Genomic DNA, 24908 nt, shown 5'->3' on the forward strand with positions numbered 1-24908 from the left:
CGCGCCACGAAGGCGATCGCTAACTTCATATTCCTTAACTATTATGAAGGGGCGATCGCGCTGTCGCAGTGGGGACGACCGAAACTTCCCGGAAAAACGAGCCGTTAGCGGGGCTTATTTTTGCTTATTTTTTCTTATTCTTAAAATAAGCTTCCATGACTTGACGGGCGATCGGTGCGGCGAACGAACCGCCACCGCCTCCCGTATTTTCGCCAAAGGCCACGACGACAATTTCCGGCTTGTCAAACGGCGCGTAACCGCCATACCAGGCATGAGACAGGCGCGGCGGATCTTCTGCGGTTCCCGTTTTCCCGGCATTGGGGGGCAAGGTCGTCACGTTGAGGGCGCCTCCCGTCCCGGCGATCACCACGTCGCGCAATCCAGTGCGTAAAATTTCCACAGTTTCCGGTTGCAACTCCAACGACTCGCGCCAACTCTTACTCTCTTCGTCGTCTTTGAGTAAGTGGGGTTTGACCTTGTAGCCGCCATTAGCGGGAACGGCGGTCATGATCGCCACTTGCAGGGGACTGGCCAACAAAAAGCCCTGACCGATGGACATGTTAATCGTATCGCCCAAGAGCCATTCTTCGCCAATTTCTTCGCGTTTCCAGCGATCGTCCGCCACCAACCCCGCCGCTTCTTCCGAGGCTAATTCGATGCCTGTTTTCGAGCCGAAACCAAAGCGGCGAGTCCAATCGATCAGGATTTCGCCGCCAATCCCCATGGCAATTTGATAGAAAAACGTGTCGCTACTCCACGCCAAAGCGCCGACAAAACCCAACGGCCCGAATCCGGCGCGGTTCCAGTCCCAAAACTTAATCCCGCCTGCCTGCACGTAAGGATAGGTGGGTAAAACCGTGTAGGGAGAATATTTGCCGGATTCGATCGCCGCCGTCGTCGTCACAATTTTAAACGTACTCGCCGGGGGAAATCCCTGAATCGCGCGATTGACGAAGGGATGGTCTTCTCCTTGCAATTGAGCCCAACTTTCATCGCTGATGCGTCCGGAAAACACGTTCGGATCGAACGCCGGATAGCTCGCCATCGCAAACACTGCGCCATTGTTGGGATCCATCGCCACCACGGCCCCTTTGTAATTGCCGAGGGCTTTTTCTGCGGCTTTCTGCAACTCTAAATCGATGGTGAGGTGAACGTCCTGTCCGGCTTTGGCCGCTTTTTCGCCGAGGGTTCGCAGAATTTGACCCGTGCTATCGACTTCGACTTCTTGACCGCCCCATTCCCCGCGCAATTTCTTTTCAAAGGCGGCTTCGACGCCCATTTGACCGATAATATCTCCGAGTCGATAACCCCGTTCCTTGAGGGTGGTCAAGTCGCGATCGTTGGTTTCTCCGGTGTAACCGAGGATGTGAGCGGCGGTTTTATTGTGGGGATAGTAGCGAATGGCTTCGACATCGACTTTCACCCCTTTGAGTTCCACGGCGTATTCTTCTAAGGCGGTGGCGTGTTCGGCGCCCAATCCTCGGGCGACGCGCACCGGGAGGGGAGATTCGTAACCGACTTTTTCGAGGCGCTCTTTTAATTCGGCTTCGGGAATGTTGAGCAGTTTTGAGAGTCGTTTGAGGGTGGCGGGCCACTCGTGGGGTTGTTGTTCTAATGGCCAGAGAAAGACGGCGCGCGAGAGGCGCGAACTGGCGAGCAGTTTGCCGTTGCGATCGAAAATATTGCCCCGTCCGGGTTGTTTGGGTAACAGCCGCACTCGGTTGTTGTCAGCCTCTTGTCGGCTCTGTTCGGTTTGATATAACTGCAAGTAGGCCAAGCGCGAACCAATTCCAAGCAACATCATCAGGGTAACGATACCCATCACGACTAAAGCTTGCGAACTTTTCCCGACGTTGCGAGTAACCGAGCGAGAAGAGGCAGAGGAAAATGGCGTTAAAGTCATAGAACGGCGCAATCCCTAATTTTGAACGATGGGTGTGGCAAATCTGGCCGAGTTCGAGCCGCTCTCTTCGGCTCGAATGTCACCTCCCAGAATCAGCCTGGGCGATCGCGGGGGTCACTTGAGAGAGAGATGTTATTACAAAGCTGTCCGATACAATTCTGAGACTTTAAAATTTTAGCCGTTCTTGGTATTTTTCCCGAAAAAAAGTTAGAGATCGCCGCGATCGCGCCGAGGGTCATTTTGAAAAGTTTTCAGTTTTTCGAGTCAGTGCTGTTAGTAATTTTAGCAAGGCGCTGCGATCGCCCCCGCTTGTCTCCAAACGCGATCGCAGCGCGACTCAGAGCGATCCCTTCCCTGAAAGCGGCTACTTTTCCCGACCGTTCAGGTTAGAATCGCCCCTTCCATCAACCGTTTTAACGTTTGTTCTAACTTCACTTTTAATAACGGCCAGCGTTCTAAGGTCGGGTCTTTGGCGATCGCCCGTCCCGCCGCATCCCGCGCCAAAACCAGCACTTCTTGGTCTTGGGTCAAACTCGCCAAGGCAAAATCCGGCAACCCGGACTGACGGGTTCCCAACACTTCCCCCGGTCCGCGCAACTGCATGTCCATTTCCGCAATTAAAAACCCATCTTGCGACTGCGCCATCACGTTCAAACGCTGACGCGCTTCTGCAGTTGCTTTCGGATGGGTCATCAACAAACAGTAGGAGCGATCGGCCCCCCGTCCGACCCGACCGCGCAACTGGTGCAACTGCGACAATCCGAAGCGTTCGGCATTTTCAATTAACATCACCGTGGCGTTGGGAACGTCCACCCCGACTTCGACCACCGTGGTAGACACTAAAATCTGGGTGCGACCTTCCCGAAATAACCCGATCGCCTCTTCTTTTTGCGCCGAAGTCAGCCGTCCGTGCAGCAATCCCACCTGAAAGTAAGGAAAAACAGATTCCTGCAAGCGCTCGTATTCTTCGATCGCCGATTTCAAATCCAACTTTTCCGATTCTTCCACCAACGGCAACACCACGTAAGCCTGACGCCCTTGGGCCAATTCCCGACGAATTAACTCGTAGGCGTCCGGGCGGTCTTTCGATCCCAACACCGTCGTTTGAATCGCCTGCCGACCGGGGGGCAACTCGTCGATCTGACTCACATCTAAATCCCCGTGTAAAGTCAGCGCCAACGTGCGCGGAATCGGCGTGGCGGTCATGCTCAACACGTGGGGGACGCCGTCTACCCCTTTCTGACGCAGTTTCGCCCGTTGACCGACCCCGAAGCGGTGTTGTTCGTCGATCGCGATCAGCCCCAAGCGATGAAAGGTCACTTTTTCTTGAATCAAAGCGTGAGTTCCCACCAACACGGGCAATTCTCCCGTTTCCAGTTGGGCGTGAATCTGGCGGCGTTTGCTGGTTTTGGTCGAACCCGTGAGCAGTTCGACCGGGAGATGCAGCAAGTTGAGCCAGTTGACTAACTTTCGATAATGCTGTTCGGCTAAAACTTCCGTCGGGGCCATCAACGCCGCCTGATATCCCGCTTGAATCGCCGCTAAAATGGCGACGACGGCGACCACGGTTTTACCGGAACCGACATCCCCTTGAACCAGGCGGTTCATCGGTTCGGGCTTTTCTAAATCGTTGAGGATTTCGCCGATAACGCGCTCCTGGGCTCCGGTGAGGTGGAAGGGAAGCAGGGAGTAAAATTTTTCGATCAGTTGGCCCTGACGGGGCAGAACGACGCTCTTTTGATTGGTTTTGGCGCTCTGACGGCGGTGCAGCAGTCCGAGTTGGAGGTAAAAGAATTCGTCGAAGACCAGGCGCTGGCGGGCGGCATCGAGGATGTCGCGATCGCGCGGAAAGTGGATATTGGCGATCGCCTCGCCCAATTCCATCAAGCCGTATTTTTTACGCAGCCCTCCCGGTAAGGGATCGTTCAGGTGGGCGATCGCGGGCAGGACCGCGTTGACCGCTTTGCGGACCACATCGGCTCCCACCCCTTCGGTGAGCGGATACACGGGGACGACTCGCCCCACGTTGAGCGATTCGATCGCCCCGCCTTCCCCGTCGAGCACTTCGAGTTGCGGGTTGTCTAAGGTAATACCGTATTTACTTTTTTTCACCCGTCCGGAGGCGGCGACGACGGCCCCGAGAGGAAAAGCGCGTTTTTGCATTTCTTGCCAGCCGCGCGATCGCGATCGGTAGCCGGGAAAGAAGCGACTGATTTTGATCTGTCCCGTCGCGTCTTTGAGCACTAATTCAAAAATTGTCAGTTTGCTATTACGCGGGCTCGCAAAGCAGTTGCAGCGTTTGACCGTACCGATGGCGGTCACCGTTTCCCCCGGTTCGAGTTCGGCGATATTCACCTGGCGGGCGTAGTCGATATGGTCGCGCGGATAGTAATACAGTAAGTCGGCGACGGTGTAGAGTCCCAATTTGGCGAGGCGATCGCCCGTCTTCGCTCCGATTCCCGGGACTTGGGTCAAGCCGCGATCGGGCGCGAGCGCACCACGCGGCGCACGGCGAGCGGCGACGGAACGACTCGCCGCCGGAGCGGGCGCCACCCTCTGCCCCGGAGAGGTCACGGCTGCCGAAGGGGTTCGCGTGCAGATCCGTTCCATATCGAGCAGAAATTTACGGGTTTCTTCCACCAATTGCGCCCGACTTTCCCGGCTCAGCTCGCCGTAGCGCCCGAACTGGGCCGCCAAGCCCTGCCAGCGCCGAATTTCTGCCCCCATCAGCTTGTCCTGGGGCGGTTCGCTCAAACTGGCGTGGAGGAACTCGCTAAAGCGATATTCTTTGCCCATCAGGTTGACAAAGCCACGCGAGGCTTCGATGGACAGTGCTTTTTGCAGTCTTCCCCAATCCGGCAGTTCTACAGCCACGGCATCCCCCTCCTAATCGGCTCCCTCGTCGAACCAGCTCGCCCGCCATGCCGCCTCTGCTCGGGCAACGGCCCGCTCGCGATCGCGGGTGCGGTATTCTCGTTTGAGGGTGTTGAGGCGATGGATGAGATGGCGAATTTGATGTCGCGCCGCCATCACTTGGGCGTCGCCTAATTCGATTTCGGACAGTCTCAGTTGAATGGCCACGAGTTGCAAAGCTTGGGAACGCTTGCGCTTCTTCCCTCGCAACTGCTGCATTTCTTCTGGCGTTTCCGCTTCGACGGTCAGATTTAAAAGGTTGGGAACTCCTACACCATTATCGCCACCGGGAACTTTGGCGGCAGCTTCGAGCAACATCGGCGGTAATTTGGGCGGCAAGATGCCAAATTCCTGTAATGCCCGATTGATTTGGCGCGAGGCGTCCTGCACTTGTTGGGCGATCGCCCCTTCGAGGTCTTCTTGCCATCGGGCGACGCTTTCCGGTTGCTCGAACTGATAGTTTGGGGTTTCCTCGGCCCGTTCTACCTCGGCCCGTTCTGCCTCGGCCCGTTCTCGTTCTTCTTCCGTACTTAGGGCGCTTTCTGACTCCTCAGCTTCCTCTAAGTCGAAGTTGTCCGCCCGTGCGGCATCGGGCCACTCGGCTTCGAGATCTTCGAGAGATTTCGCGTTACTCAAGGCTTCGAGCAGTTCGCTCGGATCGGGCAGTTGGGAGAGCAAGCGCGTGGCGAGCAGGAGGTCGGGAACTACGGCGAGCCGACTGCGCGCTTCCGAGGCAATGGTTCGGATTTTAGCTTGCAATTGTTGGCGGCGATCGAGGGATAATTCGAGAAAGGCTTCGGGATTGCCGTGGGTGCAGATGTGATAGGTCGCCACGATCGCCTGTCCCCGCACCGCTTCGCCGAGAACTTTTAAATATCCTTCGTAGGTTTGCTGTAATTCTTCGGCGATCTCTTGCGAAGAACTCTCTAATTTTTCAATATCTCGCTCGATGCGATCGAGAGGTCTGACCATAAACGTTCCACAATTGTATCAATGCTGCGCGAAGGGCGATCGGGTCTCTTGTTCAGCTTAGCGCTTGAGACAGCAAAAGACAGGCCAGATTTTTGAAGTTGACCTGTCTTTTGCCGACCCGTGCTTTACTCTCCGTTCGGCGTGGATTCCGCTAGAGAGCTACTCGCGCCTTCGTCGCGTCTAAGCTTTGCCACCCGTTTGAGCGGCGACTTCATCGGCAAAGTTGCTTTCTTCTTTTTCGATGCCTTCGCCTAAAACAAAACGAACGAAACGGCGGATTTTAATGTTTTCACCGAGTTGGGCGATCGTTTGCTTGATCAGCTCGGCAACCGTGATGTTCTGGTCTTTGATATAGGGTTGATCTAACAAAGACAGTTCTTTGAGGCGCTTTTCGATCCGACCGACCACAATTTTTTCCCGAATATTTTCGGGTTTGTTGGCGAGGTCTTCGCGACCCATTTCAATTTTTTTCTCGTTTTCGGCGAATTCGGCAGGAATGTCCTCGACGCTGACGTATTCGACGTTGGGACAAGCCGCAATTTGCATGGCAATATTGCGAACGAGGCTTTGGAATTCTTCACGACGAGCTACGAAGTCGGTTTCGCAGTTGACCTCGACGAGAACGCCAATGCGACCTCCGGTGTGGATGTAGCTGTCTACGAGTCCTTCGGCTGCTACCCGACCCGCTTTTTTATCTGCCGAGGCGATCCCTTTCTGGCGCAACCACTCCATCGCCTTAGCCATGTCGCCGTCGTTTTCTTTGAGCGCCTTTTTGCAGTCCATCATTCCGGCGCCAGTTTTTTCGCGTAGTTCTTTGACAACTTTTGCAGATATGTCCGCCATCTTGCCTGTATTCCCACTCTATTGACAGTTTTCCAGACTGAACGATCCGGAGCGCGAGTCTTGGGTCTCCATCATCGTCAAAGGTTACCGATGCCGAATTCTCGAGGATTCGGGTGCGGTGGTCGAGGGTTGCCCCTCTTTGAATCCCTCGATGCTTACCGGGGAGATCGCTAACCGAGGGCTATTTTACCAACAAGCTGCGGCCCCTCGCGAATCGGCGAAACTTGTCTGGTTGGAAGTCCGCCCGTGAGAAAGCCGCGTCAATGGCTTGCGGTAGGGCGATCGCCCCCTACAGGCGATCGCCGACGGCACAACAAATCTCACTCAATTTTCACAGGTCGATTTATCGTCCGCTCGAGCAAAAAAGACGTTCGGCGCACTTAATCGTCGCTGTTGTCGTCTTCGTCCTCGTCCTCGTCGTCGTCTTCGTCCCGATCCTCGTCCTGGTCTTCGTCGTCGTAGTCTTCATAATCTACGTCGTCGAATTGGTCGTCCTCGTCAGACGAATCCGGTACGCCGTGACGCCCTTCGTAGATCGCATCGGCGAGTTTGCCGATAATCAACTTAATCGAACGAATGGCATCGTCGTTCGCCGGAATCGGAATATCCGCCACGTCCGGATCGCAGTTGGTATCCAATAGCGACACGATCGGAATATCGAGCTTTTGACATTCCTGCACCGCGTTATATTCCCGGCGCAAATCGACCACGACCACGATATCGGGAACTTTACGCATCAACTTGATGCCGCCTAAATATTTTTGGAGTTTGGCTAACTCCCGACGCAACATCGAGCGCTCTTTCTTCGGACGCAAGTCCATCGCGCCCGTTTCTTCCAGTCGTTCTAATTCTTTGAGTCGGTCAACCCGGGTTTTGATCGTCGTCCAGTTGGTGAGCATTCCCCCCAACCAGCGTTGGTTGACGTAGTAGGCCCCGCAACGGGCAGCTTCTTGGGCAATAATCCCCGCCGCTTGCCGCTTGGTACCCACGAACAGCACTTTTTGACCTTTTTCCGCCGCCGTCCGCATGTAATCGTAAGCTTCTTCGATTAACTGGGCGGTTTGGACTAGGTCGATGATGTGGACGCCGTTACGTTCGGTGAAGATGTACGGCGACATTTTCGGATTCCAACGGCGCGTTTGGTGGCCGAAGTGAACCCCGGACTCTAATAGCTGGGCTAAAGAGACGACTGCCATAAGGTTAGTAACTCCTTCAAGTTCGGGTTAATCCTCCATCCGAGCGGATTTCCAGTCACCAGCGCCGGAAACACCCGAAGTCCCGGATGTGCGAGATTAGACAACTTTCCTAGGGTAACACGAAATGGCAAGTTTACTGTTTAAATTTACCGTTTAAATTTTTTGAGCTGTTTGAGTTGGAGGCGTTTGAGGAGTTCGCAACGGTTGGCACGGGAGGGGGCGATCGCCCCTCCCCGGCTCATTTCCGCTTGTTGGTGGCCCGTTGGCGGGCAAAGGTGGCATTGTACGCAGCATAAACCGCTTGGACGTTATACCAATTTAAAAAAATTCGAGAGACTTCTAAAGCGATTTGAGCGTGACCGCGATCGATCGCCCATTGCAACAGTCCGGCCATCGATCGCTCGTTCAAGCGTCCTCCCAAGGACAGCACTCCCCACAGTACCCGATGCAACCAAGTCATTTGAATCATCATTTTGACGTCCCAGGTGGGATGTTTTTGATAGAATAAAACCCCCATCCTGCCGCGTTCGATTTCGCGGTCGATCGCCCGAGGTAAATCGTCGAGACAAAAGGGCGGATGCCAGTGGTAGCCGACGGCTTGCGGACATTTAACTAATTTCAATCCCAATTGTTGTTTGAGGCGGACGCCGAGTTCTAAATCTTCCCAGCCGTACTGTTGAAACCGAGGATCGAATCCGCCGACGGCATCCAACCATTTACGGGCGATCGCCACGTTTCCCGTGGCAAAATAAGCCGCCGAAAAATCCGTAATTTTATAAGATTCTGCCGTGGGATTGTCAAAGTTATTCGTATTAATAACACGCCCGTAAGTAAACAGGCGATCGCTGCCCGAGCGAACTGAGGCGGCGTGGAGTGCATCGAGGTGGGCTTGCAAAAAATGCTCGGTGACGACCAAATCGCTATCGATAAATACGATCGTCTCTCCGGTGGCCTTTTCTAAGCCTAAATTCCGGGCGGCAGCCGGACCGCGATGGGATTGAGAAAAACAGCGAACGTGAGGATAGCGCTCGCGGTTGGTTTCTAAATAGGCGATCGTGTCGTCTGTGGACCCGTCGTCTACGACGATGACTTCATAATCGGCAACCCCCGACTCGGAAACGGTTTGAGCTTCCAAAGCCGCGAGACATTTTGCTAAAATCGGGCGGCGATCGAACGTTGGAATAATTACGCTGACCAACACAGTTTCATCCCTAATTTGTGAACGACTGACAGGAGCGATTGTCCTGGGGAGACGCTTCGCGAACGCCCGCAGGCAAAATACACCGATTGCCCCCTCAACTCATTGTCCCAGGATCTTTGATTCCCTCGCGCCCTGGCAAAATTTGGCCGCAACCGACGCCAAAATCAACAATCTACATAACTCCTGACATCAATCGCCAAAAATTACCCGATAATAGAGGACTGGTGCTTTGAGGACAACAAGAAACTATGGGTCGCGCTACCAAAGTTGTATTAGCCTATTCGGGCGGTGTCGATACGACCGTTTGCATTCCTTACCTCAAAAACGAATGGGGCGTTGAAGAAGTCATTACCTTAGCCGCCGATCTCGGGCAAGGGGAAGAACTCGGACCGATTAAAGAAAAAGCCCTCAAATATGGGGCGAGTGAATCTCTGGTGGCCGATGCAACCGAAGTTTTTGTCAAGAACTACGCATTTCCAGCGATTCAAGCCAATGCACTCTACGAAAATCGCTATCCCCTTTCGACCGCTTTAGCCAGACCGTTGATTGCCAAACTCTTAGTCGATGCCGCAGATAAATACGGCGCCGATGCGGTCGCCCACGGCTGTACCGGGAAAGGCAACGACCAGGTGCGGTTTGACGTGTCGATTGCGGCGCTCAATCCGGATTTGAAAGTCCTCGCGCCCGCCCGGGAATGGGGGATGAGTCGGGAGCAGACGATCGAATACGGCGAACGCTTTGGGATTCCGGCCCCGGTCAAGAAGTCGTCGCCGTACAGTATCGATCGCAACTTGCTCGGTCGCAGTATTGAAGCCGGGCCGTTGGAGGATCCGTGGACCGAACCTCTGGAAGAAATTTTTGTCATGACAAAGGCGATCTCCGACACTCCGGACGAACCGGAATATGTCGAAATCACCTTTACTCAAGGGCTGCCCGCCGCCGTCAACGGTAAAGCATTGGATCCGGTGGCGTTGGTGAGCGAACTCAACACCTTGGCGGGTCGTCATGGCATCGGGCGCATCGATATGGTCGAAAACCGTCTGGTGGGGATTAAATCTCGTGAAATTTACGAAACACCAGCCTTGTTGTTACTCATTCACGCCCACCGCGATCTCGAAAGTCTCACGTTGACGAAAGACGTGACTCTCTACAAGCGCGGGATAGAGGAAACTTACAGCCAGTTAATTTATAACGGCTTGTGGTATCACCCGCTCAAAGATGCCCTCGATGCCTTCATTCTCAAGACGCAGGAGCAAGTCTCGGGAACGGTGCGGGTCAAGTTGTTTAAGGGCAATGCGACGATTGTGGGCCGTCAGTCGGAACAATCTTTGTATACGCCGGATTTGGCGACTTACGGCGCCGAGGACCAGTTCGATCACAAAGCCGCAGAAGGGTTTATTTACGTGTGGGGTCTCCCCACGCGGGTTTGGTCGCAAAAGTTGCGCGGTTAAGTTAAAGTCGGGCGATCGCCCTCGACACGATCGATATAAAAGGCAAAATCTCATCGGTTCGATTGACTCGATTCAACCTTAAGATTTTGCCTTTTTCTTTTGGAATTAAATAAGGGTTGGGAAAATTCTGTAGATGCTGCCTCGATTAGGGATCGAGTTCTTCTGCGGCACTGCGTGCCTCTAATAACGGCGGAATGACGAACCATGCTAAAACGACGACTAAAGCAAAAACCGCAAATTTAGCAACGCTGGTGACCAACTGATCTAAGGGAATCAGTTCGCCAATAAAAAATGACAAACTGACCATAACAGTTGCCCATACGCTCGCCCCTGCCATGTTACATAGAAAAAATTGCTGATAGGGCATTTGGGAAATTCCCGCTAGCGGTCCTGCAAAAATACGCAGGAGGGCAACAAATCTTCCTAAAAATACGGCTTGCGCTGCATTCTCGCTAAAGCGATCTTTAACGGAAAGTAATTTATCTTCTGAAATACGAAATAAACGAGAAAGACTGACCAGAAGGGGCCACCCTCCTGTTTTGCCAATCCAATAACCGAAGTTATCTCCTAAAACGGCTCCGGCGATCGCGCTAAGGAGGACGAACCAGTAATTTAATTCCCCACTTCCGGCGAGGAAACCTCCCACGAGCGTAATGGTTTCTCCGGGAAGAGGAATGCCTGCATTCTCTAATGTTATCCCTAGAAAAACTGCCCAGTAGCCGTATTGATGCGCGATTTCTTTGAGGGTTTCTAGCGAAAAAAGCTCAACCGACATGCAACACAGCCTTTACAAAGCTTGACGATTCTTTAACATCTTGGCGCAAATCAGGCAATCCTGTCAATCTTGTCGGTAGCGCGGTTTACCGTATCTGCAAAGCCGGGGCGATCGCCTCGACAGTTCGAGGGGTTTTACCGCAAGGCTTGAGGCGATCGCCGCGATCGAAAACACAACGGCGATGTGATAACTGGCAACCCAGTTTTTTTAAAAACCTTTCATGCTATAGAGGTGTGTATTTAGTTGCTGTTTGCGTCGAGCAGCAATAGCACTCTCTTTAATCATACCGTTTGAGGTGTAACTGTGGCGTCTCAAAAATCGATTGAACCCGTCGTGCTTCATTTGTCCGAGCGCTTGGACTCTCAGACGGGAAATCAATTGCACCAACAAGTGCTACAAAATTGTCCGGAGCGCGTCCGTTTATTCGCCATCGACATGAACGATGTCTCCTTTGCGGATAGTTCGGGGTTGTTTGCGTTGGTCGGGACCCTGAGAACGGCGCGCGATCGCGGTTCTCGTCTCATTTTATTCAATCTCAAAGCCAGCGTGCGGGTCATTTTTGAAATCAGTCAACTCGATCTCGTCTTCGAGATTTTTGACAGTTACGAAGCGATGGTTGACTTTCTACACTCAGAAGGGATCTTACTCAAAGCCAAGCGAGATTTAATCGCCGCTTGAATCTACTTTTCTCCATGCTATCGGGGTGCTACGTTACGGGAAAAGTAAGCCGAAGGCGATCGCTCGCCCTCCCGTCAGAACTTCCAACGATCTCGAATAAGATTCACAAAATTTGAACAGTTGAATACGCCTCGTGCTTCCGGTTGGCTTCTTCTCTTCATCTGAGCCTCAACCGGATCCTTGCTACGGGCGATCGTTCCGGGCGATCGGTCAACACACTAAAACACCTACCCGCCACGCGGGCAAGAAAAAGGGGTAGGTTCGGCGACGGTCAACTCTCGCGTGCTTCTACCCCGAAAACTGGTGAAAACCCGTTTAAGCGTTCCCCATCGAGGGCAAACTGATATCGGGTCCTTGACCTCCAGACAATTTCGGCAATTCCAGATTGCCGGACTGGCGCCGACTTCTGAGCGCCAAACGGTAGCTGACGCTTTGCAGTTCGGCGTGGAGTTGGCGATTTTCTCGCTGGAGTTTTTCGACTTTTTCTTTGACCGGGGCCATCCGTTCGGCAAATTTGGCCCGATAGATTTCGGGGAGTTCTTGGACGACTTGTTCGAGCATCCGGGAACGGTCGGTCAGTTCCTGAACGGACTGGCGCAGTTGGTAGATCTCGCCGTCGCGATTGGCGATTTGTTCTTGGTAGAAATCGACTTGTTCTTCAAACCCTTGCATCTGTTCGCGCAGCAGGCGCATTTGTTCGAGATATTCTTCGGGAACCTGCTGGTTGAGAATCGGGTTGGCGTTGCTTTTGACCAAGCGAAACAGTTCTTGAGACAGTTGCTGTACGAGTTGGTCTTTCATTTGTAAGTCTTCGCGCAGGCGAGCGACTTCTGCTTGCAAGGATTGGACGGTTGGCGTTTCAGATTGGCTCACGATCGTTGGCAGCTCCAATTTGCTATAAGTCTATCCCAAAATCATTTTCGTCCAAATTCAAGGCTTTAGTGTTGAACGTTCCTTAACTTGGCGACTTTATCCAGCTAATTTACCATTTGCAACTGTAGTTGGCATCCCTTTGGCGGACTCGGGGGGGATTTTTTGCCGATCGCCTCCCCCGCCAGGATTGCGGGATCTGCGGAATTCTTAACATCGCTTCATATCGATCGCCGTCGGGCGATCGCCCGGTCAATCCCTCACACAGACTGTCTTTGCGGACAAAATAACCGGGAATTGCTCAAAAATCTTTATAAATTTTTCTGAATATAAATTGCATTCAATTGCTAATGTGGGCGGTGGGGCGCGCTGTCGTCCCCCAATCGGGCTAAAATTGTTAAATCATTATTCCAACTGCAAATTTCAACTGCAAAGCGCCTGAGTACGGAGGCGATCGCCTGCCGCGCGCCAGCGAACCCACCCCATCGGAGGATCGAGTTCGCAAGCGAGCTATCGAGCGAGCTACTCGGGCGATCGCCAAAGCCTTTGTTTTTTCTCTGTGCCGAGGATCACAGCTCCTTCGACGATATTGGACCACACTAGACTAGGGGATTCTACCAACTGGGGTGTCTAAATGCTGACAACAGTCTCCAAAGAAGTCAAACGCGAAAGTTTAGAGCTGCTGCGTCAATACGAGCAGTCTCCTTCAACCGAGGTTCGCAACGAACTCGTACAGCTCAACTTCGGTTTGGTAAGAAAAGAAGTGCATCACTGGATGCAGCAATGTCCCGAAAACTACGACGATCTCCTTCAGGTCGGCTGTTTGGGACTGATTCGGGCGATCGAACGCTTCGACCTGTCTAAAGGTCATGCCTTCAGTTCGTTTGCCGTTCCTTACATTCGTGGGGAAATCCAGCACTACCTGCGCGATAAAAGCCCTTCGGTTCGCATTCCGCGCAACTGGCTGACCCTCCAACGTCAGGCGGCAAAAGTCGTTCAAAAGCTGCAAGTCGAACTCAACCGCCATCCTTCCGATGCGGAAATCGCCGAAGGATTGGGGATTCCGTTAAACGAATGGCACGAGATCAAGCTCGCCTGTCGCAACCGCGCGCCTCTGAGTTTAGATGCTCCCGTGGTCGATGAAGAAGAAGGCGCCGCCTCTCTCGGCGAGTTGGTTCCCGATCCGGGATATCGCAGTTTTCAATTGGCCCAGGAAGACCGCATCCGCTTGCAACAGGCTTTAGCCAATTTGGAAGAACGCACCCGTCACGTGTTAGAGTTCGTGTTTCTCTACGATTTGACTCAAAAGGAAACCGCCGAACGCCTCGGAATCAGTGCGGTGACCGTTTCCCGCCGGGTGAAAAAAGGACTCGACGCCCTCAAGCAGATGATGGGGACAAACCTGTGACTAACACGAGCGTGAATTTCCCTTCCTCGCTTACACAGAGGGGATGGAAGTCGGAAGGAGGGTTTTCCGCCGATCGCCAGAATGTAAGACTCGGTACTGCTTAGGGTAGACAGCAATTCTTTGGGTAGGAAGCTCCTTCCTCGCTAAGAGAGGGAGAAGTAGTTCACAATAGCTAGTTTCAATTCTTGTAAAATAGCGGGCGATCGCCCGAGTTGGCTCGAAGGATCCCTAAATTGATTCACCGACAAAAGCGCGGCAGTTTTAGACTGCACGCGCTTTTTGGCGTTTTGAAAAAATTTTTAAATCTTTGTGAAGTTCCGGATTCCCCTGACGTTTAAAGAGGAACTAATTAATCGTATTTGACGGGTGATGTTTATGGATTTAGACGACGCGATCGCCGATTTAGAAACTGAATTTCTTAAGCTTTCCGCGCATTTGAGTGGGGAAACCCTCGAAGCAATGAAACCTCAGATTCGAGCTGCCGCCGCTCGCTACTCTCCCCACGAACTGCACCAAAAACTACAACGCTGCAAGAGTTCCGAAGATCCTCATAACCTCCAGTCACTCGAATCCCTGCTGTTGAGACTGATGCTCGAACAGCAGTTCGAGGCCAACTGAACCGAGTGTATACTTCTTCCAAAGATTAACTGACGTTCGTTGATGCTTGCCGTTATTATTGCCGTCCGAGAATTTCACTCGGCATATTGGCTTGTTTTAAATCAGCTCCATTCAAATTCGCATTGAGCAGAATGGCATCGGTTAAATCGGCGTCCGTCAAATCGGCGAAGGATAAATTCGCATCGCTGAAATTGACATCTTCTAAATTCGATTCTCGCAAACTTGCACTATTTAAAAAGGCATTGCTGAGATTGGAACCTGCCAAATTAGCGCCCGTGAGATCCGCCCCTTCGAGGTTTGCGGCTGACAGGTTGGTTCCACTCAGGTCGGCCCCTCGCAAATCCGCTCCGATCAAGTGAGCGTTACTCAAATCCGCGCCACTGAGATCGCATCCCTGACAGAGATTCGTTTCTAGCAACTGTTCGAGGTGAGCGGGATTTTCGGCGACGGCAGGAGCCGCGAAAAAGACGATTACAGGAACTGCGACGGCAGAGAAAAACCCGGTTTTCATTTGCTCGTCCTCCTAACTTTCTATAGTTCCATTTTAATTCACTTCCTCGATAGACTTCGTGATTTTAATATTATGAAATATGCGATCGCCATCGGATAAACAAACGATCGCGATCGTTACAACTTTGTAACTAAAATCGGACAATTCGTGCGATCGCGATCGCAGCGATCGCGCCGAAAATCTGCAACGATCGCCAGCGAAGCCACGACAGCAACATGACCGATGCGGGGTCACCCCCCCGAGGGCAATCTCCCAGAACCGGGGTGCGATCGCGCTTCGACTGGCGGCGGGGTCGAGGGGATTTACTTGCGCTTCGACGCCGTCTTAGACTTCTTCGCCGCTTTCTTGGCCGCTTTTTCTGCCTCTAATTTGGCAATTCGTGCCGCTTCCTTCTCCTCGGCGATTTTATCTAAGTAATAGTGATAGTCGCCTAAATAAGTGCGGAATTCGCCATCGCGGATCTCGACAATTTTATTGGCAACCTTGGAGATAAAATAGCGGTCGTGAGAGACAATAATCACGGTGCCGTCGTATTGACTGAGGGCTTCTTCGAGCATTTCCTTCGCGGGAATGTCGAGGTGATTGGTCGGTTCGTCCAAAATCAATAAATTAGCGGGACGCAGGAGCATTCGCGCCAGGGCCAAACGTGCCTTTTCCCCTCCACTGAGAGCGACGACCTTTTTAAAGACGGTTTCGCCGCTAAACAAAAAACGCCCGAGCAGGGTGCGGACTTCCTCGTTTTTCCAGTCGGGGACTTCGTCGTGGATGGTTTCCATGACCGTTTTTTCCAGGTCTAAAGCTTCGGCTTGGTTCTGCTCGAAGTAACCGGGAATGACGTTATGATCGCCGAGTTTGACCGTTCCTTCGGTGGGGGTTTCCAAGCCGACCATCATGTGAAGGAGGGTAGATTTACCGCAGCCGTTGGGGCCGAGAAAGGCGATGCGATCGCCGCGTTCGATCTCTAAATTAGCGTCGAGAAATAGAATTTTGTCGTCGTAAGTATGGACTAAGTTGTTAATCTTGACGACTTCGCGACCGCTTCGCGGGGCCGGGGGGAATTGAAAGCGCAAACTCTTGAGCGACCCGGTGGGAGCTTCCCGGCGTTCGATTTTGTCGAGTTGTTTTTCGCGGCTTTTGGCTTGGGTGCTGCGGGTCGCACTGGCGCGGAATTTTTCAATAAATGCCTGTTGTTTTTCGAGTTCTTTTTGTTGCCGTTCGTAGGCGACGGATTGGGCTTCGCGATCGAGCTCTTTTTGGGCGAGATAGGCGGAATAATTGCCGAGATAGGTGGTGGAAACGCCGCGTTCGGTTTCGACGATTTGGGTGCAGAGGCGATCGAGAAATTCCCGGTCGTGGGAGACGATGACCATCGGCGTGGACAAGCCTTTGAGGTAGGTTTCCAACCATTCGATCGTTTCGAGGTCGAGGTGGTTGGTCGGTTCGTCGAGGAGCAGGAGGTCGGGATTTTGGAGGAGGATTTTACCCAAACTCATCCGCATTTGCCAGCCGCCACTGAAGGCGCTCACGAGGCGATCGCCGTCTTCGAGAGTAAAGCCCATTTCCGGCAAGATTTTCTCGATTTGGGCGTCTAACGTATAACCGTCCAAGGCTTCAAATTGGCGCTGGAGTTTGTCGAGTTTTTTGATGAGGCGGTCTAACTCGTCCGGGGTGGCCCGCTCCATGTCGCGCTGGACTTCAAGCAAGCGATGTTGGATCTCGTTGGCGTCTTTAAAGACGGTCCAAAATTCCTCGCGAACCGTGCGTCCGGGGTCTACCTCGAATTCTTGGGTGAGGTAGGCGAGGTGCAAGTTGGCGGGGCGGATAATTTCTCCGGCGGTCGGTTCGATTTCTCCGGCAATGATTTTGAGTTGGGTGGATTTTCCGGCGCCGTTTACGCCGACTAAGCCGATGCGATCGCCGGGCTTGACTTCCCAGTTAATATCCTTGAGAACTTCACCAGTGGGGTATATTTTACTAACGTGTTCGAGTCTTAACATCGATCGAAAATTCTCCAAGGCTGAGTAGGGCAAGTTTGGCGACTCCTCCAACCGACGGCGGCGCCAGTTCGGTATAATTGCCGGAACAGTCGGCAGCGACGCGGCACGAGTAACGGCCACGGGATGGCTTTTGCGAGGGTCGTGTCGATCTTAACAAAAAGTAACGATATCTTGGGCGATTTCTCGGTTCAGTCCGGATCTGCTCGACTCCCCGAGCGTGGGAAACGGGGGCGATCGCCGCAGCGCCGATGTCGAGCTGCGCTCCCCATTCTACGGAAGGGGCGAACGGGGCGAGCGCGAGGCGCTCAACGCCCGGATGGGAAGCCCTGAATCTAGTTGTTGGCGCGGGCGGTTTGGTAGACTTCTACCCCTTGTTGCACCACGGCTTTAAGTTCTTCCGTGTCGAAGGGTTTGGTGATGCATTTAAAAATACGCGCTCCCTCGATCGCCTCGGCCCCTTCATCGAGAGAATCTTCGGTATATCCGGTCAGTAAAATGCGAATGGTGTCGGGAAAGCGATCGGTGGTTTTGCCGAATAATTCCACCCCACTCATTTCGGGCATACTCTGATCGGAAATAATCACGGCGACTTCCGCTTCTCCGTCTAAGATTTCCAGAGCATCTAAAGGACTTTCCGCTTTAATCACCTGGAACTCGCGGCGAAAAGTCCGATAGAGCAAATCTAGGTTTTCTACCTCGTCATCGACGACTAAGAGCTTTAATTTTTTTGACATTTAAGTTCCCTACCTTGCCAATCTCTACTTGGTTCCCCATTTTAGGCGCGGAAGGGGAATCGAAGGTAGCGATCGCCGGGTTTGTTGTCCGCGAATCTCCCCAAGGGGGAGCGGCGATCGCCATTCCCGAATCCGAGGGATCCGAGGGGGACAATCCTCGATCCCAAAGGGTTTTCCGGCGATCGCCTCACTCACGCGAGAGCTTGACGAGGGCATCTTTGAAAGCGGGAGGCAGGCGCCGCATGATTTTTCCCTTATCGCGATCGACGGCGACCAAGGTCACCAACCCGGTGAGGAACAGCTCTCCAGTGGCGACGGACTGAATCTGATATTCCCAATTCAAGCGTACCCCGTCCATCTGGGTCATGCGGGTTCGGACCACCGCATCCATACCCATCTGCATCGGCTTGTGGTAGCGCACGGAGAGTTCGACCACGGGCAAATCGCAACCGAGGTTGACCAAATCGGCGAAATTAATTCCGATCGCCCGTAACGACTCCACCCGCGCTTCTTCCATCCAGGTTAAATAGGTTCCGTGCCAGACAATCCCGGCATAATCGGTATGGTGGGGGTGCGCTCGCACCGGGTATTCAAACCACGTTCCGCCCGGAAGAGCCGATAAGGTCTCGATCGCCTCCGTCGGTGGCAGTTTGGCTTGCGGGTTGCGTTGCTCTGTCATGTTACAAATTGTGCCAAAACGCTACATTTCTACAAATTTTCAGTAAGTAATCAGTCTTATCCTTAAATCTTAAGGGGCGCAAGCGATCGCCCCCGATCCGCCAAACAGACCAATGCAACTAACACCTTAAACCCTAAGGGAGTTTGGCTCCCCCATCAAAAACACAAAAGCTGTTGTAACCAGGAGAACGATCGTGATTAAAAAAATTTTAGTAGCGGTTGCCGGACGGGGACTGTGCGAAGAGATGCTCAACATGTTGCTGGATATTCCGGCGATCCAACAGGCATCGGTGACGGTTCTGCACGTGGTTCCGCAGCAAATTGTCGCCGATGACATGGCCGCCAAACTGGAAGAAGGGGGGAAAATTCTAGCCGAAGCGGTCAAGTCCCTCAATATTGCTCCGGAAAAAGTCAATCCGCGTCTCAAACAAGGGGATGCGAAAACGATCGTCTGCGAAGTCGCCGAGGAAGAAGATGTCGATCTGATTATCATGGGATCGCGGGCGTTAGGTCGCTTGCAAGCCATTTTGGAAGGATCGGTCAGTCAATACGTCTTCCAACTCGCCTCGCGTCCGATGCTGTTGGTCAAAGATGACGTTTACGTCAAAAAAATCAAGCGGGTGATGGTGGCGATGGATAAGTCCAAGTCCGCCCGTCAATGCTTGGATTTAGCCCTATTCCTGCTGCGCGAGGTCAAGGGGGGTCAATTGTTCTTAGTGCGCGCCAATCCCGATAAAGGGATTACCAGCGAACAGGACGATCCGGTGTTAAGCGAAGCCGTCGCCGAAGCGAAAAAATATGGGGTAGACTATCGCTGCATTCTCCAAGAAGGCAAACCCGGCGAGGTGATTTGTAATTTGGTCGAGGAAAATAACATCGACTTGTTGACGATCGGTTCGCCCGATCGCCGCCCGTCGATTGCCAAGAGTTTAGTGGATCTCGACCGCCTGCTCGGTAATTCTCTGTCCGACTACGTGCGCGTTTACGCCAACTGTCCGGTCTTGATTAGCCGAACTTCCGACTGAGGCGATCGCCCGTTGGGGACGGCGTGAGGTCGGTCAGTCTCGATCGCTTGAGGATGGCCGCCGATCGCCTCCTTCATTCAAATCGGAGGTTGCAGCCCTCGGGTTCGTTCGCTGCAACCTCCCCGTTCGATTCGAAAGGGCGACCCGGCTACAACCGTCGCCCCTCAAACAAAAAGACCCCGCCGATGGCAGGGACTTTCGATGGTTGATTTTTTCAAGAGCGGGTAACGCGATTCGAACGCGCGACATTCACCTTGGCAAGGTGACGCTCTACCACTGAGCTATACCCGCGAGACTTCCAGCCGCGAGGCCGTCAGTAAATATTAGTATTCCAGTAAATTTAGATTCTGTCAACCACTACCGGAAAATTTTTAAACCTGGGGTGGCGATCGCCGTCTCGATCGCCCCTCGATTCCGGTCTAGGAGCGCTCTCGATCCTCTTGGGTCTGCGCTTCCCAAGGGCGATCGCCGCGCGCGGTCGAAGCGGGAAGACTGGGATTGTCGCGTTCCGCCAAAGCCGTCGGCGAACCGTAAGCCATACCCAATTCGGGTAAATTTTTGACTTGTCGCATCAAATTGGCCATTTCCAAAGCATTGAGGGCGTATTCCCAGCCCTTATTGCTTTTAATTCCCGACCGTTCCAGGGCCTGCTGCATGGTATCGGCAGTCAGGATCCCAAAAATCACCGGAACCCCCGTTTGAAATCCGGCGGCGGCAATCCCTTTAGCGGCTTCGTTGGCCACGTAATCGAAATGAGGGGTTTGTCCTCGGATGACGGCTCCGAGGCAGATAATGGCATCGTAGCGCTGACTTAAGGCCAACTGCCGGGAAACGAGGGCCACTTCAAAACTCCCCGGAACCCAGACGTAATCGACTTGAGTTCCTTCGGGGTCGATATCGACGCCGTGACGTTTGAGACCGTCTTGGCATCCTTCCAGAAGTTTGTTGGTAATTAAGTCGTTGAACCGACCGATGACGATCGCAAACCGCAAGTGTTCGGTTTGAGTAAAATTTCCCTCGAAAACTGCCATTGAGATACAAAAGATAGAATGGAAAGAGAGGAGCGCAGTCGAACAACTCGCTCCCAAAAATGAAACAGAAGCGTTCGCGACAGTCTGCCTCGAGATGTCGCCGAACGGCACTTACAACGGATTGTTAGAAGTTAGAACCATTGAGAACCCTCGAACCCGCTTGAGGGGCGATCGGTTCTGGAGGGTGAGGGAGAATCCTTCGAGAATCTTCGCCGCCGCGATCGCACGGCGACCGTTCGGCGATCGACGATCGAATGAAAATTCTCCCTCCAGAGATTGGCTTCCCAAAAAGGGGGTGACCGACGGGGCGATCGCCCGTTTAAGCCACCAAAAAGTTGAGGACGCCGACTAAGATCACCAGAGCCACCCAAATTCCCGAGCCCAAATAGAGCAGGGTTTTGGATTGATCCCAATTCTGGGGCGAGGCGTAGGCGACGGGAACGCCGACGACCATCGCAAAAGACATCAGAACTAAAGCGGCGAGTGCTAACTGAAAGATAATTGTCATGGTTTTTTCTCCCAACACAGCGATCGAGTGAACGATTGCGGCGCCCGAACGAGCAGCCGTATCAGTCCTGTCTAGTACCCTATCAAAAATTGCCCCCTTCGCCGCACCCGATCGCGCTCGACCCTCGAAGAATGAAGCGGCGATCGGCAAGCTCGTCAAGGAGAACATTTTTTAGAGATTTTGTGCAAAAAACGCCGTCAATATCGATCGATTTTCCGATCTAAACCCTTATTTAATCATCAATTGCACGAATTTCTCTACTCTCCTAAAGATCCCCTCTAGAATTGATAGAGAACCCCATTTCCCCTCGGCGGGTTAGTCGAAGAAGCGGGCAAGAGACCTGCGCCAGCAGCAAGATGCCCGCCTGAGAGACTTGGACCCGTTCCTGTTGCCTTCTGACTCCTGACTCCTGAACTCCCTATGGATCTAATTCTGTGCCATACCACTGCCGACTTCGACGCCCTCGGGGCTGCGGTCGGCTTGACCTGCTTACAACCGGGGGCGCGGATTGTTTTAGCGGGGGGGTGTCATCCGGGAGTTCGGGAGTTTCTGGCGTTACATCGCGACGAGTATGCATTGATCGAACGGCGATCGGTGGATCCGCAGAAAATTCGCTCCTTAATCGTGGTCGATACTCAACAGCGCGATCGCCTCGGCAAAACGGCGGAATGGTTGGATTTGCCCGTCCCGATTCAAATTTGGGACCACCATCTCGACGTGGAAAGTGACATTCCGGCAACTCAAACGCAAATTGAAGCCGTCGGAGCCACCACCACCCTGATTGTCGAACAATTGCAGAAACAGATCGCCGCGATCGATCGCCAAGGGGACAGCGCTCCCGCAGACAACAGACGCCATCTGACCCCCGCCGAAGCCACGGTCATGGCCTTGGGCATCCACGTGGATACCGGGTCGCTGACCTTCGACCACGCCACCGCCAGGGATGCGGCAGCATTAGCCTGGTTGATGGAACGCGGGGCCAGCGTGCGGGCGATCGCCGAATATATCGAGCCGGGATTGTCCCCCCAACTGCAAGACTTGCTCGCCGTAGGGCTCAGGGAGCTACAGTCCGAAACGATTCAAGGCAATACAGTGTCTTGGGTCGTACTCGAAAGTGACGCTTACGTGCCCGGACTGGCGGGATTGGCCTCTCACTTACTCGAACTGACCGAAAGCGATGTGGTGCTGTTGGCCCATTACTATCCCGTCAAAAGTGGCAACGACGAACGGCTGACCCTGATCGGGCGATCGCGCATCCCCCAAACCAACCTGCACGAACTGTTCAAACCCTTGGGGGGCGGCGGTCACCCCCGTGCCGCCTCCGCCGCCTTACGCAACGCCGATCGCGATCGCCTCCTGCCGGATCTGCTCGATCGCCTCAAACGGCAAATCCCCCATCCGCCCCTCGCCCGCGAACTGATGTCCTCCCCGGTGCGGACGATCCGACCGGACACCACCATCCACGAAGCCCATCGCATCCTACTGCGTTACGGTCACTCCGGCTTATCCGTGGTCGATTCCCGGGGGCAACTCGTCGGCGTAATTTCCCGGCGCGACCTCGATATTGCCTTACACCACGGCTTTTCCCACGCCCCGGTTAAAGGCTACATGACCACCAACCTCAAAACGATCGCCCCGGATACCACCCTTCAAGCGATCGAAGCGTTGATGGTCACTTACGATATCGGACGGCTGCCCGTCCTCGAAAACGACGAACTGATCGGCATCGTCACCCGCACCGACCTGCTGCGCCAACTCCATCAAGACAAGGCGATCGGACAGTCGCGCGATCCGATCGATCGCATTCACCCCTACTGTCCCCTACCGCCGTCGGTCAAACCTTTACTGGCTCGGAGTTTGGTTCCACCCCTCGCCCGAGTGCTCGATCGCGCCGCCCAGTTAGCCGAAGAGCGGGGCTGGCACTTATATCTCGTCGGCGGCGGCGTCCGCGACCTCCTGCTCGCCGTTTCCTCCCCCTCCTCAAGCTCGGAAAGCGACGAGGACGAGACCTCGGGTCTCCATCCGTGCAAGGAACCGTTGATGCTCGGCGATATCGATCTCGTCGTCGATGGCTTCCACAAAACCGCCGATGTCGGAGCGGGAATGGAACTGGCCAAAGCCTTGCGCCAACTGTATCCCGCCGCCCGCCTCGACATTCACGGTCAATTTCAAACCGCCGCCTTACTCTGGCACAAAGACCCGGTTTTAGATTCGCTTTGGGTCGATATTGCCACGGCGCGCACGGAATTTTATCCCTATCCCGCCGCCAATCCGGAAGTAGAAGCCAGTTCGATCCGTCAAGACCTCTACCGCCGGGATTTTACGATCAACGCCCTGGCACTGCGCCTGACCGGGGGCGATCGCGCCGGACAGATTTTAGACTTTTTCGGCGGTTGGCTGGACTTGCAAGACCGTCGGATTCGGGTGTTGCACGCCAACAGCTTTATCGAAGATCCGACGCGAATTTATCGGGCCGTGCGCTTTGCGGTGCGTCTCGGTTTCGAGATCGAAGCACAAACCGAACGCTACATCCGCCACGCCCTCGAAAGTGGGATTTACGAACGGATGCAGAAAAACGCCCTCGACCCCGCCTCGGGCAACCGACGCGCCCCGGCGTTGGAAACGCGCCTCAAAAGTGAGTTGAAATATATTTTGCAGGCGCCTTATTGGAAAAGTGCCTTGGAATTGCTCGGGGATTTAGGGGCGTTGCGCTGCATCCATCCGAGTTTGAAATTGAATGGGGCGTTGTGGCGAGAGTTGTGTTTAGTCGATCGCGGCTTGCAGGCGATCTCGCGGCGACCCGCTCGAATCGGGGGCGATCTGCCCCCGTGTTTCTCCCAACTGCCGGAATATTGGCAAATTCGCTTAGAGGTCATTTTGGCTCATTTGGCCCCGGGCGATCGCCGCCAAGTTGCCACGAACTTACAAATGAGCGTCGAAAGTATCGATCGCCTCGACGGTTTGGCCGAGGCGTCCGAGGCGGTGTCCCCGGTGAGCGAGTTAACTCGTCCGAGCGCGATCGTGCGGCTGTTGCGCCGTTACGACGTGTTAACCTTAATGCTCGTCGCCGTGCGCGCCCCCCGTCCCATTCGCCGCAAAATTTGGCAATATTTAACCGAATGGATCGAAACGAAGCCCCTCCTCGACGGCCACGACCTCAAAACCCTCGGCTACAAACCCGGTCCGCGTTATAAGAAAATTTTAGATGCCGTGCTGGCGGCGACCCTCGATCGCGCGATCGTCACTCGTGCCGAAGCGGAAGCCTTTATTCAAGAACATTTCCCGTGAAGTACCGCCGATTGAATCGAACATGACCGTCGCGGCTTCCTATTTCTACCGCCGAAGCCTCCAGAAAATAAGTTTTCTATGGGTCTGACTCGCCCTCCATCGGTCTAACTCCGTCTTCTCCAGGGTTCTTAAATTTTTAAACCCTCGGTTTTCGCCCTTGGAGTTGGTGTTCCAAAAAAAAATTTCATATTGTAGCACGAGAATTGGCTCGCGATTCATCTCTGGCTTCCATCGAAGATTTGAAGCGGAGGCTTCTCGCAAGTCCTGCTAAATTCTCAAATCTGCCCCCAAGTTTTAAGATCGTCGAA

General features: G+C 53.7%; 20 protein-coding genes, 1 tRNA gene and 1 pseudogene. 7 read left to right on the top strand and 15 right to left on the bottom strand.

The window, feature by feature from the left end; genetic code table 11:
- Positions 1-124: 124 nt before the first annotated feature.
- The 6 genes from mrdA to JJD41_RS17080 form a co-directional block, all read right to left on the bottom strand.
- On the bottom strand, positions 125-1903 hold the full coding sequence (gene mrdA, locus JJD41_RS17055; protein ID WP_200668718.1) for a penicillin-binding protein 2: 1779 nt from the start codon (positions 1901-1903) through the stop codon (positions 125-127).
- A 381-nt stretch (positions 1904-2284) separates the two neighbouring features.
- Positions 2285-4777 (bottom strand): ATP-dependent DNA helicase RecG, encoded by a 2493-nt coding sequence (recG, locus tag JJD41_RS17060; protein WP_200668719.1) that lies wholly within the window; start codon positions 4775-4777, stop codon positions 2285-2287.
- Between the two features lie 12 nt (positions 4778-4789).
- The gene (locus tag JJD41_RS17065; protein WP_200668720.1) at positions 4790-5788 is read right to left on the bottom strand and encodes a hypothetical protein; all 999 of its coding nucleotides are present in this window, start codon (positions 5786-5788) and stop codon (positions 4790-4792) included.
- A 180-nt stretch (positions 5789-5968) separates the two neighbouring features.
- Positions 5969-6631, bottom strand: a complete 663-nt coding sequence (gene tsf / locus JJD41_RS17070) for a translation elongation factor Ts (RefSeq protein WP_200668721.1) — start codon at positions 6629-6631, stop codon at positions 5969-5971.
- A gap of 380 nt (positions 6632-7011) precedes the next feature.
- Positions 7012-7827 (bottom strand): 30S ribosomal protein S2, encoded by an 816-nt coding sequence (gene rpsB / locus JJD41_RS17075; RefSeq protein WP_200668722.1) that lies wholly within the window; start codon positions 7825-7827, stop codon positions 7012-7014.
- Between the two features lie 238 nt (positions 7828-8065).
- Positions 8066-9028, bottom strand: a complete 963-nt coding sequence (locus JJD41_RS17080; RefSeq protein ID WP_200668723.1) for a glycosyltransferase family 2 protein — start codon at positions 9026-9028, stop codon at positions 8066-8068.
- Positions 9029-9276: 248 nt separating this feature from the next.
- Between JJD41_RS17080 and JJD41_RS17085 the strand changes: the two genes are divergently transcribed.
- Positions 9277-10479 (top strand): argininosuccinate synthase, encoded by a 1203-nt coding sequence (locus JJD41_RS17085; protein ID WP_200668724.1) that lies wholly within the window; start codon positions 9277-9279, stop codon positions 10477-10479.
- 145 nt (positions 10480-10624) lie between these two features.
- Here the strand turns inward: JJD41_RS17085 and JJD41_RS17090 are convergent, their stop codons facing one another.
- Positions 10625-11254 (bottom strand): DedA family protein, encoded by a 630-nt coding sequence (locus tag JJD41_RS17090; protein WP_200668725.1) that lies wholly within the window; start codon positions 11252-11254, stop codon positions 10625-10627.
- Between the two features lie 303 nt (positions 11255-11557).
- Here JJD41_RS17090 and JJD41_RS17095 point away from each other — a divergent pair, with 303 nt between their 5' ends.
- Positions 11558-11932 (top strand): STAS domain-containing protein, encoded by a 375-nt coding sequence (locus tag JJD41_RS17095; protein WP_200668726.1) that lies wholly within the window; start codon positions 11558-11560, stop codon positions 11930-11932.
- A gap of 315 nt (positions 11933-12247) precedes the next feature.
- On the opposite strand, the gene JJD41_RS17100 is transcribed toward JJD41_RS17095, so the two are convergent.
- The gene (locus tag JJD41_RS17100) at positions 12248-12805 is read right to left on the bottom strand and encodes an Npun_F5560 family protein (RefSeq protein ID WP_200668727.1); all 558 of its coding nucleotides are present in this window, start codon (positions 12803-12805) and stop codon (positions 12248-12250) included.
- Positions 12806-13436: 631 nt separating this feature from the next.
- Here JJD41_RS17100 and JJD41_RS17105 point away from each other — a divergent pair.
- Together JJD41_RS17105 and JJD41_RS17110 are read left to right on the top strand one after the other, a co-directional pair.
- Complete coding sequence (locus tag JJD41_RS17105) at positions 13437-14210, top strand: RNA polymerase sigma factor SigF (protein WP_168570871.1); 774 nt, start codon at positions 13437-13439, stop codon at positions 14208-14210.
- 375 nt (positions 14211-14585) lie between these two features.
- Positions 14586-14828 carry a hypothetical protein gene (locus tag JJD41_RS17110; protein ID WP_200668728.1) on the top strand — a complete coding sequence of 81 codons (243 nt, stop codon included), beginning with the start codon at positions 14586-14588 and terminating at the stop codon, positions 14826-14828.
- 55 nt (positions 14829-14883) lie between these two features.
- On the opposite strand, the gene JJD41_RS17115 is transcribed toward JJD41_RS17110, so the two are convergent.
- From JJD41_RS17115 to JJD41_RS17135, 4 genes and pseudogenes are all read right to left on the bottom strand, one after another.
- The gene (locus tag JJD41_RS17115) at positions 14884-15339 is read right to left on the bottom strand and encodes a pentapeptide repeat-containing protein (protein WP_168570869.1); all 456 of its coding nucleotides are present in this window, start codon (positions 15337-15339) and stop codon (positions 14884-14886) included.
- Positions 15340-15641: 302 nt separating this feature from the next.
- Positions 15642-17336 carry an ABC-F family ATP-binding cassette domain-containing protein gene (locus JJD41_RS17120; RefSeq protein ID WP_200668729.1) on the bottom strand — a complete coding sequence of 565 codons (1695 nt, stop codon included), beginning with the start codon at positions 17334-17336 and terminating at the stop codon, positions 15642-15644.
- 353 nt (positions 17337-17689) lie between these two features.
- A pseudogene (locus tag JJD41_RS17125) lies at positions 17690-18070 on the bottom strand (response regulator); the annotation flags it as partial.
- A 187-nt stretch (positions 18071-18257) separates the two neighbouring features.
- Positions 18258-18749 (bottom strand): acyl-CoA thioesterase, encoded by a 492-nt coding sequence (locus JJD41_RS17135; RefSeq protein ID WP_200668731.1) that lies wholly within the window; start codon positions 18747-18749, stop codon positions 18258-18260.
- A gap of 193 nt (positions 18750-18942) precedes the next feature.
- On the opposite strand from JJD41_RS17135, the gene JJD41_RS17140 reads away from it, so the two are divergent.
- Positions 18943-19773, top strand: a complete 831-nt coding sequence (locus JJD41_RS17140) for a universal stress protein (protein WP_200668732.1) — start codon at positions 18943-18945, stop codon at positions 19771-19773.
- A 219-nt stretch (positions 19774-19992) separates the two neighbouring features.
- On the opposite strand, the gene JJD41_RS17145 is transcribed toward JJD41_RS17140, so the two are convergent.
- Both JJD41_RS17145 and ribH read right to left on the bottom strand, forming a co-directional pair.
- Positions 19993-20064 (bottom strand) — tRNA-Gly (locus tag JJD41_RS17145).
- A 128-nt stretch (positions 20065-20192) separates the two neighbouring features.
- Positions 20193-20804, bottom strand: a complete 612-nt coding sequence (gene ribH / locus JJD41_RS17150) for a 6,7-dimethyl-8-ribityllumazine synthase (RefSeq protein ID WP_200668733.1) — start codon at positions 20802-20804, stop codon at positions 20193-20195.
- A gap of 94 nt (positions 20805-20898) precedes the next feature.
- Between ribH and JJD41_RS17155 the strand changes: the two genes are divergently transcribed.
- On the top strand, positions 20899-21156 hold the full coding sequence (locus JJD41_RS17155) for a hypothetical protein (protein ID WP_200668734.1): 258 nt from the start codon (positions 20899-20901) through the stop codon (positions 21154-21156).
- Here the strand turns inward: JJD41_RS17155 and psbZ are convergent.
- The gene (psbZ, locus tag JJD41_RS17160) at positions 21124-21312 is read right to left on the bottom strand and encodes a photosystem II reaction center protein PsbZ (protein WP_200668735.1); all 189 of its coding nucleotides are present in this window, start codon (positions 21310-21312) and stop codon (positions 21124-21126) included. The genes JJD41_RS17155 and psbZ overlap by 33 nt on opposite strands.
- A gap of 420 nt (positions 21313-21732) precedes the next feature.
- Between psbZ and JJD41_RS17165 the strand changes: the two genes are divergently transcribed.
- The gene (locus JJD41_RS17165; RefSeq protein ID WP_200668736.1) at positions 21733-24600 is read left to right on the top strand and encodes a CBS domain-containing protein; all 2868 of its coding nucleotides are present in this window, start codon (positions 21733-21735) and stop codon (positions 24598-24600) included.
- Positions 24601-24908: the final 308 nt, after the last annotated feature.

The sequence above is a fragment of the Oxynema mangrovii CENA135 genome, assembly GCF_016632315.1.
Classification (GTDB): Bacteria; Cyanobacteriota; Cyanobacteriia; order Cyanobacteriales; family Laspinemataceae; genus Oxynema; species Oxynema aestuarii.

What these genes read in the sequence shown, in the direction of transcription:
- mrdA (WP_200668718.1), bottom strand. Translation starts at nt 1,903, where the DNA reads ATGACTTTAACGCCATTTTCCTCTGCCTCTTCTCGCTCGGTTACTCGC.
- JJD41_RS17065 (WP_200668720.1), bottom strand. Translation starts at nt 5,788, where the DNA reads ATGGTCAGACCTCTCGATCGCATCGAGCGAGATATTGAAAAATTAGAG.
- tsf (WP_200668721.1), bottom strand. Translation starts at nt 6,631, where the DNA reads ATGGCGGACATATCTGCAAAAGTTGTCAAAGAACTACGCGAAAAAACT.
- rpsB (WP_200668722.1), bottom strand. Translation starts at nt 7,827, where the DNA reads ATGGCAGTCGTCTCTTTAGCCCAGCTATTAGAGTCCGGGGTTCACTTC.
- JJD41_RS17085 (WP_200668724.1), top strand. Translation starts at nt 9,277, where the DNA reads ATGGGTCGCGCTACCAAAGTTGTATTAGCCTATTCGGGCGGTGTCGAT.
- JJD41_RS17090 (WP_200668725.1), bottom strand. Translation starts at nt 11,254, where the DNA reads ATGTCGGTTGAGCTTTTTTCGCTAGAAACCCTCAAAGAAATCGCGCAT.
- JJD41_RS17105 (WP_168570871.1), top strand. Translation starts at nt 13,437, where the DNA reads ATGCTGACAACAGTCTCCAAAGAAGTCAAACGCGAAAGTTTAGAGCTG.
- JJD41_RS17110 (WP_200668728.1), top strand. Translation starts at nt 14,586, where the DNA reads ATGGATTTAGACGACGCGATCGCCGATTTAGAAACTGAATTTCTTAAG.
- JJD41_RS17115 (WP_168570869.1), bottom strand. Translation starts at nt 15,339, where the DNA reads ATGAAAACCGGGTTTTTCTCTGCCGTCGCAGTTCCTGTAATCGTCTTT.
- JJD41_RS17120 (WP_200668729.1), bottom strand. Translation starts at nt 17,336, where the DNA reads ATGTTAAGACTCGAACACGTTAGTAAAATATACCCCACTGGTGAAGTT.
- JJD41_RS17135 (WP_200668731.1), bottom strand. Translation starts at nt 18,749, where the DNA reads ATGACAGAGCAACGCAACCCGCAAGCCAAACTGCCACCGACGGAGGCG.
- ribH (WP_200668733.1), bottom strand. Translation starts at nt 20,804, where the DNA reads ATGGCAGTTTTCGAGGGAAATTTTACTCAAACCGAACACTTGCGGTTT.
- JJD41_RS17155 (WP_200668734.1), top strand. Translation starts at nt 20,899, where the DNA reads ATGTCGCCGAACGGCACTTACAACGGATTGTTAGAAGTTAGAACCATT.
- psbZ (WP_200668735.1), bottom strand. Translation starts at nt 21,312, where the DNA reads ATGACAATTATCTTTCAGTTAGCACTCGCCGCTTTAGTTCTGATGTCT.
- JJD41_RS17165 (WP_200668736.1), top strand. Translation starts at nt 21,733, where the DNA reads ATGGATCTAATTCTGTGCCATACCACTGCCGACTTCGACGCCCTCGGG.